Genomic DNA, 14964 nt, shown 5'->3' with positions numbered 1-14964 from the left:
TACAACTTTTAAGTTCACACACAAAAAGTAATAAATGCCGGGGTGCCCGAGCGGACCAAGGGGGTAGGCTCGAGACCATTTCCAGCGTTCAGAGGCGCGCGACCTACTGCCTCTCTGAGGCACGCGGGTTCAAATCCCGCCCCCGGCGTTATTTCAACTTTTTTGTAGTTTTCACCGTATTACTTCATAGAAAGCTTTAATTACATAGCCCATGAAAGAGATATTAGCGGGGAAATAGTAGCGGCGTAGGGTAGCCAGGTATCCCGCGGGGCTCATAAGGTCTCAACCTGAGACACCCCGAGATCCCAGGTTCAAATCCTGGCGCCGCTACCTTCCCCGCTATTTATGATGACAAAGAGCCGAATGGAGTAGTGACATTTTCTGTGGGCAGCCGCTGAAAACTATTCATCTACTTATCAAAACAAAAATACTAATAGCCCAACACTTGGTATAACAAACGAAACACTTATAATAATATTTAAAGTCATTATTTAATCTGTTGAAAAATATAAGCAGTTAATGAAAATATTTTAATACTAAAAACCGTTAATTCATGATAACGTGGCGAAGAAAAATAATAAGCCCAAGAAAGATGATAACAAGAAACTCATACCAATTTATGAAGATGCCGTACATTCCTTAGATGAGATGGAACAACTCATACGTTTACAACTAAATTTGAAATACACTTCACTTGACGGTAAAAACAGAAAGGAAGAAGATATACGTGCCCTTTACCTCAGCAATGTTGTTAAGCAAACGACATACTCTTTGAAGGTCACCCGCAATATAGATATTGTAGAGTATCCAGCGAATTATATATTACTTGCTTATTTAACTAAATTAAATAGACAAGGATTTTTACGTGTTCCGCTTTCAGTTTTCAGTAAGTTAGATAAAACGATCATTAGTGAAATTTTCTTATGGTATGAAAACGTTACGTTGCAATATGCAGATAGTATTAAAGATCTTATTACAGAAAAGGATATAATAACTGAGACCGATATCCAAAATTTGCTTGATAAAACTCCCATACTAATGGACATCTCTCCATTAATAATGGTTAATAAAGATCAAGCATATCCTAACGAAAATAAATTCTACGTAATAGTTGCGATACAAGGGTCAACTAAAGACCTTACGGAAAGAATTGGTGAAATCCTGAGGAATTTCCTCACACGTATAGGATTTAAAGTAGAAGATCAACAATTTTTAGAACAGACCATAAAATTTTCTATAATTATTTAGATGTTCCCTAACTATTATCATAAAATTTATATTAAGGAATATACATTTGTATACACATGGGAAGAAAACCGTGTTTTATGTCAGATGAGGCATATTCGATAATTAAGTCCTACTGTGATGCAAGCGGTAAGACCATTTATGATGCTACAAATGAGGCAATAATGGTTTATAATAGGTTATTATCTCTTGGAGTAAATTTATCCCTTTTTTTAACTGAGTTAGAACTTTATAAACTATTAAAACAAGCCGAAGTCTTACGTATTAATCTCGAGATACCACCTGAAACTCTTGCAACTTATTTGGGGTCTTATTTAATGGCAAGAAGCGTGTCAAAAAGCACTGTTTTAAACAACATGTTTAGCATTCTAAATTTACTGTTGGACTTCATGGATGGGAAACCCCTACCAATACCATCTAATAACGGAAACACCTTTACTTACTCCTTTAAAAATGAGAAAGCTGCTATATATTTCGAGAATATAATTGAATCTTTAGCTAAGATATTAAATGAAAGTTATTCATTAAGTTTAAAAGTCAAGAGGGATGGTACGGTTGTAAGGGTTACGGAATGATTTTTACGGGAGTAGATCCCGGTAGTAGGACATATGAATTTGCTTTTGTCGACGAGGTGGGAAGGATAATAAAGTTTTTCTCCGTTCCTACAGAGCTTGTCAGTAAAGCATCAAGTACTCTGGTCAAAGCTATATCCGACCTTAGACCTAATGGAGTAGCACTGCCTTCAGGACACGGGTTGCCGTTTAAAAGGATTTCAGAAATCACTAATAGAGACATTTTTCTCATGACCCTAAAAGACCCTGACATTGATGGTCCTTTACGAAATTTTATAATCTCAGCTAAGTTATTACATAACGCCTTTACCGTACCCGGGGTCATAGAATTAAAGAGCGTAGATGAGAACAAGAAAATAAACCTCATCGACATGGGTACGGCTGATAAAGTAGCTTCCGCTTTCTTCTACAGAACCATGTATGATAGTTTCGTCTTGGTTGAAGTGGGTTCTTCTTTTTCGTCATTTATAGTAGTAATTGACGGGAAAGTTGTAGACGGGTTAGGGGGAAGTATAGTGCCCGGAGTTAACTCGGCTGGTTTCTTGGACGGTGAAGTGGCTTACTTGTTATGCAAATACTCGAAGATAAATAAAGACACTATATATACGCGAGGAAATTGGGCTAGGGGATTAAAACTCTTACAAATACTCTCGGAGTGGTATTCGGCTCAGTATAAAATACCGATCATAATATCCGGTAATAAAAAGTGGGAAGTACCTTTCGGTATTAAGCATAACTTCAAATTTAAGGAGTCGTCGGTAGGTTCAGCTTATATTGCTAACGCTTTATTCGGAGGTATATTCAGGAATTACGTTAACTTCCTCGAAAGTGTTGGCACGCCGATAGACTACGTGAGGTTGAAAGGATGGGAAGAGATTATTTCCTTGATAAAGACATTATAGTGGACAAGGACAGAAACATATACTTAGTATTCTCTAATGTAAACCCTTACGGTTACATCTACGCCATGTTAAAGTATGTCTATACAGGGAAAGGATTATGGAAAGGGTACGAAAGAGTGCTAAAATATTACGGTGTAAATAACATGCTTAGACTAAGTCAAGAGTTCCTCATGGAACCATGCTGTGATGTAACTTTCCCTATATTAAGACTTTCCAGTGTTTCAAAGCATTTAAAACCAGAAGAAAAAGCGTTAGAATTAGTTAAGCACGCGTCTGGTTCTAAACACGAAATCTCATTTCTCGAACTTTATACAGCCTTAGGAGTCAGACAAATAGGAATAACGGGGAGCTTGTTAGCGGGGATTAACCATGAAAACTCAGACCTCGATATAGTAATATACGGTTGTGAAGACACTCTACATGTTATGAATAACTTTGACGGCTTTGAAGAAGATAAAGATTGGATTGTTGAGACCTCACGTAATTACGGGCTAACTTTAGACTATTCTAAGCAATTATATGATAAAAGGACTCGGGGTGTGATAAAAGGAATAAAGTTCTCTATTCTCTTCGTGGATCCGAGACCGCAGAGACCGTGTAAGGAAGTATGCAAGAGGAAGGGAGAGATAACTATAACGGCTGAGGTAGAAAACGGTAGCTGTGATGCACTATTTTACCCATCTAAAGTTATTTTACACAACGTCAACGTAGTCTCAGGAAAAGTGGGACTGAAGCCCGAAATTTTAGTGTCTTATGAGGGGATATACTCCACACTCCTCTTTAAATCGAGGAAAATTGAAGCTAAGGGGATGCTAGTTGAATGTGAAAAACCCATTATAGTTGTAGGTGATAGAGATGTCCAAGGGTACATTAGAAGAATTTTGTAACTCGATCTCTTTCATCCTTTCTTCGTCTACTGTAGAAGAGGCATTTTATGATAAACCTGGTAACGCGTCGAGACGGAGGGACATTAAATCCGTAAGCTTTAAGGACTTGGTACTCTCCGCACTAGTATCTAAGGAGTATTATAAAGAATTGTGTAAGAGGGGACTTAGGAAAGAGAAACCTTTGTTTGACTCTTTATACAAGGCTGTACTAAAAAGTATGGAATTGGGAATAAATTTCGCTATTCTAGGCACGTTTATCCAAATGATCCCTATAGCTTATTCCTCTATTTCCAAATCCCTAGACGACACGCTAAAAAAAGCCTCGGTAACCATCAGGAGTTTAGACGAGAACGACTCTATTTATTTCTCAAAGTCGTTACAAATATTAGGATTAAGTTACTTGGGCGAGATAGACAGCGGTTTCGACTATAGAACTATAGGAAAACTTCCCCTTTATGAAGTCTTATTACACTCATCCTCAGATAGTGCTGTCAAAAATATGCTTGAAGATTATAAGTACTCTAGGTTAGTTGCCGATAAGATCGAAAAACTGGGAATGGAAAAAGGTGTACTCGAAGGTTTTCTATCAGTCCTATGTCAAGTCCCTGACGGGCTAGTATGGAGAAAACACGGGGGAAGGACGGCTATAACAGTTTCTAAAATGTCATGTGAGGCTTTAGAAAATCCAAAATTAATAAATGAACTAGATAAGTTCCTTTTAAAAAATGGATATAACCCAGGCTCTACAGCAGATATAGTGGCTGTGGGGATTGCTCTCTTCAAACTAGGTGAGTGGTATGACAAAAACGGCGTTAATTACTTTAACTCCATGCAAAGGGGATGTGATAGAGTTCCTTAATTCGTTAAGTGTAGACTACATAGTAGGCTTAGGAGATGTAGAATGCCCTCAGTACATATCTAACTATTACGGAATACTCGGTGAAATGGATAACATAACAACTCAAAAGCACCTAAGGCAGAGAAACAAGCTGATTACCACAACCTTTGGGAATTTATCTGTAGACTTCTCTACTGAGATTGTTATAACCCACTTCCAGCCTAGGACATCTTACGGTTCACAGCTGATTCTAGGGAAAATACTCTCAGAGTCCCCAGAACTACTTATTCACGGTCATTTACGATCTCAGAAGGAGTATAGTGTAGGAAAAACAAGAGTATATTCAGCAGGTAGTCTGGAAGATGGCTACTATTTAATTTTCGACTCGTCTAATAATTCAGTAGAGCTAGAGAGGACGAGCCATTAAATAAGCGTCTTCTCCATCTGCATAGTAGTGCTTTAACACCTTTACTTCGGAAAACCCTAGTTTTTTATAAAGCGATATTGCTGGCGCGTTTGACACTCTCACTTCTAAATAGACCTCTTCAGCCTCATATACTTCCTTCATAGCTTTAATGGAGTTCTGTAAAAGCGCCGTACCGATTCCCATTTTCCTGAATTTTTCCAATACCGCTATCGAAACTACGTGACCCTTCTTGACTAACGTAGGTATCTGTTTAACGTTACTGAACCCCCACTCTATTCTGGGCATAATATATCCTACTACTTCTCCGTCTATGTCAGCTACATAAAACGCACCCCCATATTCCTTTAAATGTTCTACGAAGAAGTAGTATGGGTAATTTTCTGGGAGGGTTAGTCTGTTAATCTTTACAATCTGGTCTATATCAGTAATCCTTGCCAATCTAACTATGAAAGCTCCGTATTTCTTCGTTTCGGCGAACTCCATAATATAAGGTTTTTATCCGTAGTTTAAATTTATGTCTGACACTTAATGGTACACCCATCCAAGAGGATCATCGGAGAGATCTCGGAAGAGCTTAAAGGTAAGAGGCTCTTGCTCGGCGTTACTGGAAGTGTATCCATTTATAAGTCCCTAGATCTGGCTAGGAGCTTAATGAGAAGGGGAGCCGAAGTAAAGGTGATAATGAGCGAAGATGCAAGTAAACTCATCTCACCTACTATGTTCCATTGGGCTACCGGTAATGATGTTATAACGCAAATAGGTGGCGAACTGGAACACGTAGAGTTGGCTGAGGACTACGACGTATTTATCATAGCCCCTGCAACTGCTAACACAATCTCAAAAATTGCTAACGGGATAGGGGACACTCCGGTAACACTTACGGCTCTGAACTTCATAGGAACGAAGAAGAAGGTAGTAATGGTCCCAGCAATGCACTTACCAATGTATCATTCCCCTCAGTTAAGGGACAATTTGCAAAAGTTAAGATCAGTCGGTGCAGAGATAATAGAACCCATGATAATCAAGGACTTAGCACACTATCCGGAAGTGGATTACCTAACTCAGTATATAGTCACTTATATGCTTAGGGGTAAAGACTTGACTGGTTTCAGAATTGTAGTTACCGCTGGACCGACCAGAGAGTTCATAGACCCGGTGAGGTTTATCTCAAACCCCAGTAGCGGGACTATGGGAGTTGATATAGCTAACGAGGCTTACTTCAGGGGAGCTGACGTAGTGCTGGTTCATGGACCCTTATCTACACATCATAAACCATATACTAGGACTGTACCAGTAACTACAACCGCGGAGATGGCGGACGAGGTGGAAAAGTTAGTCAAGGAGGGTTACGATATTGTAATCCTTGCAGGAGCCCCTGCGGACTTCAGACCAGTGATCACTGCAGAAAGCAAAATCGATAGCCATACTGTAGTTCCAGAGGTCAAATTGGAAAAAACTCCTAAGATCTCTTCAACGATTAGGAAATACGACGTGTTCTTAGTGGGTTTTGCTGCCGAAACTGCTAAGGATGATGAAGAATTAATAGAGAAAGCTAAGTTAAAGAAAGAAAGGCACAAGTTTGATATGATCGTCGCGAATAACGCTAGGAGAAAAGATATAGCTTTCTCGTCGGAGTTCAATGAAGTCATCGTTATAAGTGACGACAAGATCGAGAAGCTAGGTAAGGATTACAAGAGCGTAATAGCAAGAATTTTGTTAGACAAGATAAAAGAGGAATACATGAAAAGAAAGGGGAGAAGTAATTGAGTCTTTAAGCGTCTTTCCGCATACCGTTGGAAAATTGGTTCTCCTTATTGTAGCGTAGTTTGTTGAATGTTATTCAGCTTTAAGTTTAAATTCTACAACTCGTTAAACTCTAATTGGCTGGGACACAAAGTGGCTCGGGTAGCTCAGCCTGGTTAGAGCGACGGGCTGTGGACCCGTAGGTCCCGGGTTCAAGTCCCGGCCCGAGCCCTCATTAGGGGGATACCCCCTAATACCCCCAATGCTATTTTCTTTCATTTTTAGATACGATTCAACTACGTCAGCTAAAGGACCTACGTAACGTTCCCTTGGGTTACCGTCCTCACACTCTATCTTGTAAACGTAATACCGACCTTTTCTTTCGCGTAAAATATAGTCGCCGAATTTATAACGACGTTGTTTTTCGCCCAAGAACGCCAACCGTATTATGGTTGCCAATTCGCGTTTATAAGCATTGGCAACCCATCAATTTTTGCCGTGATTTGTGTAGAGTTGAAAGAAGACGGCAAAGATCCCTCATTTGTGCGAAAAATTGAATTTTGTCTAAGCAGCTGTGAGTGTGGAGATAGTGTCGTCATTAAGCTACAAATTCTGGGATTAACCTTCTCTCCCATAAGACTAGGGCTATGGAGTACATCATGGTACGAATGCTCCTATTTACTGCCTTCGTTGCTCTCTTGAATCTAATTAGCCTATCCCTTAATGAGGAATGGAAGGACTCGTTAGGGTTAACTGGCGAGACTACCGTGTGGTCTTTCAACCAGTAGTACAAGTTATAATCATCGCTCACCCATCTACCCTCTTCGGGCAAATACTTTTTAACCTCAAGGAAAGTACTCTCATCCCTATCCCCCAAAATGAGGTAAACTCCCAGCTTCGTGTACACGTAACAAGTGAAAACCCACTTGTAAAAAGCCCTAGCATTCTTGTACAAGTAAGTCCACATCTCATCAACAACCTTAGCAACAACCTTACCCTTGACCAGCTCCTTAGCCCTACCCCACTACTCAACCAACTTCTCATACTTCTTCCTACCATAACGCTTAATCCAAGTGAAAACAGTACCAAGAGGTACGTTAAGCACCCTAGAAATAGCCCTCATACTCATACCATTAGCATTTTCAAAGCCTCCTCCCTCAACTTCCTAGAATGATAACTAGCATCACCCAAGAAGTACTTACCACAATCCCTACACAAAAACTTCTGCCTACCCAAAGGCCTACCACACTTAACAACATGATGACTACCACAAGAGGGACAAGAAACGTCTTACCTAAATACAGGCTTCCTACCCGTAAGTAATACTCGTTATACAAATATAAATAACTTAACGACGATACCTATCTGCTTACTTAACAATTTTTCAAAATTCAATGAGAAGAAAGTCTATTAGCCACATTATTTTATTAACCTCTTTGAGAAGTTTATACATATGAGAATTGTTGAGGACAAGTACGGTAATAGGTTTCTAGAGATCGAGAATAAGGAAGATTTTAGGAAATTTAAGGAGGATTTATTAAAGAGGGCTAAGGAAAAGGCTAATGCCCGTAAACCTTCTTATGAGACCCAACCTCCCAAATGAAAACTATGCAATTTTTTGAATCAACGCTATAAAGTATCCTTATATCCCCAGTTACTTCTATGGAAAACATAGTATTTCCGTATATATCTTTTCCCAACTTCTCCCTGGAGTATTTGAAAGGGTTCTCTTGCAACAACTCCAATTTCTCTAAAATCAGCATGAGCAATTTATCATCGAATTCATCAGTAGCGAATTCTATGAATTCCTCATGGCTCTTAGCCTTCTTCAGCCGAAACCTTAACTTCCACTCTCTACAAACCACGATAAAAGATGTAGAGAACTTACTTTAAAAATCTATTTCTATCTCTTTTCGTATATTATCTCGTTAGAAATAATAGTTGTAATAATGGTAGTTATGTAGTTGTGTTGCTGCAAAGAGCATTAGTATCCCCATGAGAACAGCTACACCGTTTACGGTAGACCCAAAATCATACTACAAAAATATTTCTGATAGGATAATATCTAATCCGTGAAAGATAAAGAAATTTATAAGAGTGTAAAGAATTGAAGAAAGGGTTTAAGGTGAGGGAGACAGAGTATTACCAAGGGAGATAGGAAGATGGTAACACTTGGTCTCCCTCACCAAAATAACATTCAACAAATAGGATATAAATTACTTTCCATGCTAAACTTCAAGGGAAAGAAAGGAGAAAAGGTAGCAAAAACCCTCATCTCTGCTTGTTTGTGGAACGATTCAGTAGGGAACAAGTCCAGAGCGTATGACGTATCCCCACAGACCGTGAGGAACTACGTAGAGAAACAAGGGATGGAAGTAATTGATTGGAAAATGCTAGGGAAATTAGAAGTACTGAAGGGGGTAAAGGAGATAGACCTTATAGACTGGACAACAAAGACGTGGTATGGGAAACCGGTGAAAGGACTCGGGAGCTCTGAAAGAGGAAGCTCTTGGAACTACGCAACTGCAACAACCAAGTATAAGGGGAAAGTACTATTACTTGCCTACAAGTGAGCGGTATGACTAAGGACGAGATAGTGAAGGCTCTTGTGGAGCAAGTTGTTGCAATGGGATTCAAGATAAGGTTGATAACTCTTGACGCCGGTTTCTACACTGTCGACGTGATCAACTTCATTTCACAGTTTAAGTACATAATTGCTGTCCCAGTTGGGGATGTGAAGGATGAGGAGTTTGATGGTGATTACATGACTAATAGTAAGAGGCATAGGAGGAATGAGCAAGTTAAGTTCAGGCTTCTCGTGTACAGTAAGGAGAAGGTTAGGAGAAAGAAGAGGCTTGTTTATTTTGCTAGGGCTACTAACCTCGAGATACCAAAGAGGGAAGTGTTGGATTTGTACAATAAGGGGAGAGGTCCAATAGAGACCTCTTATAGGAACATTAAGGCTTTTCTTCCATTTACTAGTTCTACTAAGTTTGTTTTCCGCATATTGATCTTCGTTCTTGCCCTTGTACTCTACTCCTTGTTCAAGGGGGAGGTGGGGAGAGAGGAATTTAGATTATTATTAATTCGTTTATTTTTTTCCTGATTTATTCAATCCGGAGAATTTTACATTTAATCTAGCAGAAACACTTATTTACACTATAGATTTATTATTAAGGAGGTGATTTTGAGTCTACCGTTCTGGAGGAGGGAGAGGCTCCAAGGTTACCTCACGATCTTCACCATCATGACCAACGTTGTCAGGGAGCTAGTGGGGGAGCTGAACCTGAGGAGCGTGGAGGCGTTCCTCAGGTTCGTTGAACGTTATTTAGGCGGACCACCTGGGCTGATGAAAATCTTTAAGTTACGTTAAAGTCCCTAACTGCTGCAATTTCTAGATATATCTTAGTAAAAAACTTACATAATAATTCTAAAAATTATCTAACTGCAATATCTACAATTCCCACAACAATAAATAACGTTATAAAAATCATAATTAATTCAACTGTAAAGAATTTTTCAATATTAGAACTACCAGAATAGAACACCGTTTTACCTCCTAATTGAATTGAATTCTTAGTAATATAATTATAAAAGTTAAGTATATACAAAAAATTAATTAGTTGAATTATGAAAAACGTTGCACCTAAAACTCTTATTTTTTTTATTCATAGATTATTTCAGTTATCCGTTGTTTTTATTATTTCAGTTATCCGTTAGCTTTTCTTTTTGGGGCGAAAGCGAAATGACTTGGAGTTTTTAAATTTCGCTTTCAAATGTAAAATCAAGGGTTACATAATCACAACTATGATTTTTTCTACCACTATTATCATTATTATAACTATTATTCCTAATGAAATAATATACGAAAAGAAAAAGACTTTTAAATATGTTTTCTATATCTTTTAATCTGGTTAGCGAGAAGTGGGAATTGAGGCTTTCCATGAGGAAAGCTAGAGATTGTAGAGAATTTATGCAATACGTGGCAGATAATTTTAGTGATAAGTTATTGATGTTAATTCTTGAAAAATAAGAGTTATTAAGGAAAGATCCTTTGAAGTACGCCAGGGAAAAATTAGGTAAGGATAAATATAACAATCCTATGTTTTCCATAGAAGTTACGGGGGATACAAGGATACTTTATAGCGTTGATCCAAAAAATTGCATAGTTTTCATTTGGGAGATTGGGTCTCATAAGAAGGTTTACGGGCACGATCCTTAGCTTTTTCTCTAGCAATATTTAACAAGTCTTCTTTAAACTTCTCAAAGTCCTTATCTGACTCGATCACTAGAAACCTTTCTCCGTCCTTATCTTCAACAATTCTCATATGTATAAACTTCTCAAAGAGGTTATTAAAACAATTTGCTAACAGAGTTTCTTCTCATTGAATTTTGAAAAATTGTTAAGTAAGTGGTAGAAGCACATATATGGGATCCCGGCTTTCTATTCCCGTTAGAAAAATTCAATAAACTCCCCAGTTTGCTCTACAAAAATTCAGGGTAATTAACCCTGTGTGGATCCGCGATTTTTTGCTTACAAGAGCTCACTCTTACGTTAACGGGAACAGCATTAACAAATCTGTTAATCCTGAGGGGAGAGATTAAGTAATAGAGTTTTTGTAGTGTTGTTAGGCTATTTACATACTCCTTAATCCTACTTAAGGAAGAGGACAAGAGAAGCTATTTGGAACTCTTACTACAACTAGGAAGAAATATAACGTCGAGATAGTTGTTACCGATGGCGTTAAGGCACTCAACCGTACTATTAATTCTTCACAGATGAAAATAAAGAGACGATACTGCATTGTACACATGAAATACAATATGACTAAGGGCGAGAGAGAAGAGTTAGATAAACTCATCAAATCGGTTGAAGAAGGAGAAACTATGAGTGGCAAGTACGGTGTGCTTAATTGCCTTGAAACACTGAGGTAGGTGTGGAAGTGGCTTAAGAGTGACAACCTTGTCGAGTCTTTTAGTTGTGGAGAAGAAGCGTTTTGACAAGTCCTATTGCCCCTTGGAGAATTTTACAAATCGCACGGATTATTGCCATGGAGTTACCTATTCATTAATTATCTCATAAGTGTAATATTATTACGGTTATTCTTATTCTTATTTTTGTTCAGTATATATTTAGATTTCCTCCATAGAATTATGTTAATTATAAGAAAAATCACAATTCCAAAGAAAACATGAACTACCTATAATTAAGGTCTTGCGAGTATTAGCCATAATTCGTTAACATATGCTGTATTATCTAACTCTTTCGTTATCGTAATCTGAACAATGTATAAGTTACCTATTTTTTGGGTCGATGCAGTAAGATAGTAAGAAGCTTCAACAAAACCTATAGAATAAAGTGTCACATTATAAGTCTTGTTATCAAAAGTTATCAGATAATGATAGGCCTCTCCACCGGTATACGTCACAGAGCTCGGATTCGGAAGAAGCTCAACTTTTATACCGTTAGCTTGAATTTTTTGTGGAGTGTAGTCAGAATTTTCGTAGTATACATGTAAGATCAAGTATTTATATAGTACATGACCTATAGATATTGTACTCCCGTTTATAAACGTAGCATTTAATATAAACTCCTTAGAGAAGTTGGAATACGGTTCGTAAATTAGGTACATCCACGTCTTATTTTCCTCTGTAGCATTTAGATAAGTTTCTTTTGCATCAATTAAGATTTTCTTAGCATAATCTAGTTCGGTGGAGTTTTGGCCAATAGTTGAGTTACTAGTAATACTCCCTAGATTATGCTGAGATTGTTTATGATTAAATATGAAATATAGGCTAGCAGAAATGATTAATATAATAATAAATAAAGTAAGAAATAGGAAGAGGTTCTTAAGATTCATTGATCTCACCAAATCTTTTCCCCATTGGAATAATGGTTTCCTCCTATCTTATAGCCCACATATAATTTTCCATGAATAATTAGTTTTATTTGCATATTCTCCCATATACTCTTTGGTACATTATAGTAACTATTACCATTTATACCTTCATATGCATAAGCATTTGGCCATCTAGTTGAGGTCCACGGCTCTATTAACCACTTAGCGTCCTCTATTTTGAATGCATTCCCGTCTCCTAATGCTAAAAGTTCTTGTTCGTTGATAGTATAAGCTTCTAATATACCACCCACTAGTGTAACTACATCTGTATCATCTTCTAGAATGTGCATATTATAGAGGGTTGCTGTACTCCAATCAACAAAATAAAGATAAACCTAATTAGTACTATCATTTTGAGGTATAAGCCTAATTCCGAGCTCATAAACCGTATTAGGTTTTGGCTTAAATTCAACACCATTTATCTTGAACGGGGTACAAGCAAAATCACAACTTAATTGAGGATTTGTTGTACCTGCTGATATATGCCATTTCCAATTAGGATGATAACCTAATGAAGTTTGATAGAAATTTTTTGTAGACACGGATGTCCAGATTACGATTAGACCGGTCAAATATACTTTAGTCAGACTATAAACCTACAATATCTGATACCCGATAAACAAGTCTTCTTTGAGGTTGAAGATACGCTAAACGGGACTACACCGACTAATTTCCCAATCATTCCTTCAAGTAACTACATATTTATTGATGCATCAGCATTAAATAGCCCAGCTATATTTAACGGACTTCCACTCTATAACGGTGTAGAATTTGTGATGAAACCACCATCTGCAATGGCGTATGTAGTCCTAACGTTTGGCTTTGGAAGTAATGATATGGGGACTCAAGGAGTCCACTATTACTGGTGAATAAATTTATATAAGCTAACATTTCTTCTTTACTTTAATGAGAAACATAATTTTACCTATATTAGCAGTAACTCTAGTTCTTCTCGGTATATTCTTCTATCTACACCCAGTAAGAGGCAGTACTACAACTACCACCACTACAAATACTACTTATACCAATACTACATGGACTAATACCAGTTTACCCCCACAAGTACAACAATTAGAAAAAGAAATAGCTAACCTTAATTTTCCGATTATGTCCCTTAATCAAACACAAACTACAACAACACAAACAACATCCGTGCAGACATCTACAACTAAAGTTACCTCCCAACAGTGGTACGTTCAGTACGCCCCAGAAATTGTGATAGTGTTATTGCTAACCCTTTTAGGACTTTTATACAAGAGACGTTCAAAGAAATAACCCCTTTATAAACTAACTTTCTTTTTTGCGCCTTATGAAGTGGAGGCTATCTTTACTACTGTTAACTCTTTTATTCTTACCTATCTTCTTTTTACCGTCAAACGAGGCTATATGTTTTGGTTAGGGTGGCGGGGCTAACTACTTTTAAGTCCGTAGAGAAAACGTAATGCGTCTGGAGTTTCATTTGATCACCTTAATTTTCATAATCTAAATCGTCTGACTTTCTCCCCGCCAGCGAGGGTTCCCCTCATTTACTTTCAGTTTTTTATCTAGGATTAACGATATTATCTATAGGTATAGAATTAGTAGATTTACCTATATGCCAAAAATTTATCATAAAATAAAACATTTTCACGCCTAGTTTTATTCTATCTTTCTTTGTATAGTATAACGAAAGAATTTAATATGTAATTTTCTATGATATCTCTTATTTTTCCAATAAGAGTCAATAAACGTCCTACTAGAGGAAATGGATTAAAATAGGCAAGTAAAAATTCCTTCTCAGTAGTTCCTCAGTACGGCGGATATCCACCACCCTGATATCCGCCGTAAGGGCCTCCGTATTGTCCTCCTCCCATCATTCCTCCTTGTGCAGGGGGAGCACTTGCAACTACTTGTGCAATGAAGTTAAGTAATTGTTCCTCTTCCGTATATTCTTGGTATACATGATAAGCGTCAAATGCGGTACCTCCTATACCTAGAATGCTGAGTAATTTGTTATGTAAAATCTCGTCGCTGAAGAAGGCAAATCCACCGCTCATAGCTAACGGTATAAGGTCTTGGATCCAGTTAGCAATGCCGGTTTCAATCGTGACCATACCAGATCCTTGGCAAATCCTTATAGTGTAGGCCTTATTAGAGTCAGTCAGAAACCCGAACAGACTCGTGTGTCTTGCTTGTATTACTGCCATATTCTGACTAATCATAGGGTTTACTTGGAACCCTCTTCCGTTAAGGTAAGCTACTACTTGCTCGCCCACATATTGCATATTTATAGGGTATGACACTGGTACCGTCATTGTTTTTCCTCCCAGCCCTATAGACCCTCCACAAAGTGCTGATCCAAATGATGGTTGTCCGAAGAACGGAATTCCCATACTTATAATACTCTTGAAAGTAGTATATATGTTTAGATTCTGTTAATATAAGGCGTTTTTTCTACTATTGTGACAGCT

15 protein-coding genes, 3 tRNA genes and 5 pseudogenes are annotated in these 14964 nt (G+C 37.8%); 15 read left to right on the top strand and 8 right to left on the bottom strand.

Translation table 11 applies throughout. The features are described 5' to 3' along the window. The first annotated feature begins 36 nt into the window (after positions 1 to 36). From WIW52_RS09730 to WIW52_RS09695, 8 genes are all read left to right on the top strand, one after another. Positions 37 to 148 (top strand) — tRNA-Ser (locus WIW52_RS09730). A gap of 91 nt (positions 149 to 239) precedes the next feature. Next, positions 240 to 330: transfer RNA gene (locus tag WIW52_RS09725), tRNA-Met, on the top strand. Positions 331 to 561: 231 nt separating this feature from the next. Beyond that, positions 562 to 1248 (top strand): hypothetical protein, encoded by a 687-nt coding sequence (locus WIW52_RS09720; protein WP_337710166.1) that lies wholly within the window; start codon positions 562 to 564, stop codon positions 1246 to 1248. Positions 1249 to 1325: 77 nt separating this feature from the next. Then, complete coding sequence (locus WIW52_RS09715) at positions 1326 to 1820, top strand: hypothetical protein (protein WP_337710165.1); 495 nt, start codon at positions 1326 to 1328, stop codon at positions 1818 to 1820. Beyond that, complete coding sequence (locus WIW52_RS09710; RefSeq protein ID WP_337710164.1) at positions 1817 to 2719, top strand: DUF1464 family protein; 903 nt, start codon at positions 1817 to 1819, stop codon at positions 2717 to 2719. The genes WIW52_RS09715 and WIW52_RS09710 overlap by 4 nt, the downstream gene beginning before the upstream one ends. After that, the gene (locus WIW52_RS09705) at positions 2683 to 3606 is read left to right on the top strand and encodes a nucleotidyltransferase domain-containing protein (protein ID WP_337710162.1); all 924 of its coding nucleotides are present in this window, start codon (positions 2683 to 2685) and stop codon (positions 3604 to 3606) included. The genes WIW52_RS09710 and WIW52_RS09705 overlap by 37 nt, the downstream gene beginning before the upstream one ends. After that, positions 3575 to 4465 (top strand): triphosphoribosyl-dephospho-CoA synthase, encoded by an 891-nt coding sequence (locus WIW52_RS09700; RefSeq protein WP_337710160.1) that lies wholly within the window; start codon positions 3575 to 3577, stop codon positions 4463 to 4465. The genes WIW52_RS09705 and WIW52_RS09700 overlap by 32 nt, the downstream gene beginning before the upstream one ends. Further along, the gene (locus tag WIW52_RS09695) at positions 4404 to 4871 is read left to right on the top strand and encodes a hypothetical protein (RefSeq protein ID WP_337710158.1); all 468 of its coding nucleotides are present in this window, start codon (positions 4404 to 4406) and stop codon (positions 4869 to 4871) included. Before WIW52_RS09700 ends, WIW52_RS09695 begins: the two co-directional genes overlap by 62 nt. Here WIW52_RS09695 and rimI read toward each other — a convergent pair. Then, positions 4851 to 5354, bottom strand: a complete 504-nt coding sequence (rimI, locus tag WIW52_RS09690) for a ribosomal protein S18-alanine N-acetyltransferase (protein WP_337699762.1) — start codon at positions 5352 to 5354, stop codon at positions 4851 to 4853. The two genes, WIW52_RS09695 and rimI, sit on opposite strands and share 21 nt — an antisense overlap. 45 nt (positions 5355 to 5399) lie before the next feature. Between rimI and coaBC the strand changes: the two genes are divergently transcribed. Both coaBC and WIW52_RS09680 read left to right on the top strand, forming a co-directional pair. Continuing rightward, positions 5400 to 6638, top strand: coding sequence for a bifunctional phosphopantothenoylcysteine decarboxylase/phosphopantothenate--cysteine ligase CoaBC (gene coaBC, locus WIW52_RS09685; RefSeq protein ID WP_337710156.1), 1239 nt, complete (start codon positions 5400 to 5402; stop codon positions 6636 to 6638). Between the two features lie 132 nt (positions 6639 to 6770). Further along, positions 6771 to 6845 (top strand) — tRNA-His (locus WIW52_RS09680). A 30-nt stretch (positions 6846 to 6875) separates the two neighbouring features. On the opposite strand, the pseudogene WIW52_RS09675 reads toward WIW52_RS09680, so the two are convergent. Next, positions 6876 to 7046, bottom strand: a pseudogene (locus WIW52_RS09675) (putative integrase); the annotation flags it as partial. Between the two features lie 166 nt (positions 7047 to 7212). Then, a pseudogene (locus WIW52_RS09670) lies at positions 7213 to 7931 on the bottom strand (IS1/IS1595 family N-terminal zinc-binding domain-containing protein); the annotation flags it as partial. Positions 7932 to 8067: 136 nt separating this feature from the next. Here WIW52_RS09670 and WIW52_RS09665 point away from each other — a divergent pair. Next, positions 8068 to 8217: a hypothetical protein gene (locus WIW52_RS09665; RefSeq protein ID WP_337710153.1), complete on the top strand. Its 150-nt coding sequence runs from the start codon at positions 8068 to 8070 to the stop codon at positions 8215 to 8217. On the opposite strand, the gene WIW52_RS09660 is transcribed toward WIW52_RS09665, so the two are convergent. After that, entirely contained in the window at positions 8174 to 8479 is a 306-nt protein-coding gene (locus WIW52_RS09660) for a type II toxin-antitoxin system RelE family toxin (RefSeq protein ID WP_337710151.1), read from the bottom strand. The genes WIW52_RS09665 and WIW52_RS09660 overlap by 44 nt on opposite strands. Before the next feature lie 297 nt (positions 8480 to 8776). Between WIW52_RS09660 and WIW52_RS09655 the strand changes: the two are divergent. From WIW52_RS09655 to WIW52_RS09645, 3 pseudogenes are all read left to right on the top strand, one after another. Next, positions 8777 to 9799: pseudogene (locus WIW52_RS09655) on the top strand (ISH3 family transposase). Positions 9800 to 9813: 14 nt separating this feature from the next. Then, a pseudogene (locus WIW52_RS09650) lies at positions 9814 to 9987 on the top strand (IS701 family transposase); the annotation flags it as partial. Between the two features lie 516 nt (positions 9988 to 10503). Continuing rightward, positions 10504 to 10836 (top strand): annotated as a pseudogene (locus WIW52_RS09645) (type II toxin-antitoxin system RelE family toxin). On the opposite strand, the gene WIW52_RS09640 reads toward WIW52_RS09645, so the two are convergent. The 3 genes from WIW52_RS09640 to WIW52_RS09630 form a co-directional block, all read right to left on the bottom strand. Next, entirely contained in the window at positions 10787 to 10942 is a 156-nt protein-coding gene (locus WIW52_RS09640) for a hypothetical protein (protein WP_337710148.1), read from the bottom strand. The pseudogene WIW52_RS09645 and the gene WIW52_RS09640 sit on opposite strands and share 50 nt — an antisense overlap. 879 nt (positions 10943 to 11821) lie before the next feature. Continuing rightward, a complete protein-coding gene (locus tag WIW52_RS09635) occupies positions 11822 to 12475 on the bottom strand; it encodes a hypothetical protein (RefSeq protein ID WP_337710146.1) in 654 nt (217 codons plus the stop codon). 5 nt (positions 12476 to 12480) lie between these two features. Further along, positions 12481 to 12804 carry a hypothetical protein gene (locus WIW52_RS09630; RefSeq protein ID WP_337710145.1) on the bottom strand — a complete coding sequence of 108 codons (324 nt, stop codon included), beginning with the start codon at positions 12802 to 12804 and terminating at the stop codon, positions 12481 to 12483. A gap of 616 nt (positions 12805 to 13420) precedes the next feature. On the opposite strand from WIW52_RS09630, the gene WIW52_RS09625 reads away from it, so the two are divergent. Further along, positions 13421 to 13789 (top strand): hypothetical protein, encoded by a 369-nt coding sequence (locus tag WIW52_RS09625; protein WP_337710144.1) that lies wholly within the window; start codon positions 13421 to 13423, stop codon positions 13787 to 13789. 512 nt (positions 13790 to 14301) lie between these two features. Here WIW52_RS09625 and WIW52_RS09620 read toward each other — a convergent pair. Beyond that, positions 14302 to 14886: a hypothetical protein gene (locus tag WIW52_RS09620; protein WP_337710141.1), complete on the bottom strand. Its 585-nt coding sequence runs from the start codon at positions 14884 to 14886 to the stop codon at positions 14302 to 14304. Positions 14887 to 14964 lie beyond the last annotated feature (78 nt).

Source organism: Stygiolobus sp. RP850M (assembly GCF_037389295.1).
GTDB lineage: Archaea > Thermoproteota > Thermoprotei_A > Sulfolobales > Sulfolobaceae > Stygiolobus.
This window is presented reverse-complemented; position numbering and strand designations above follow the sequence as displayed.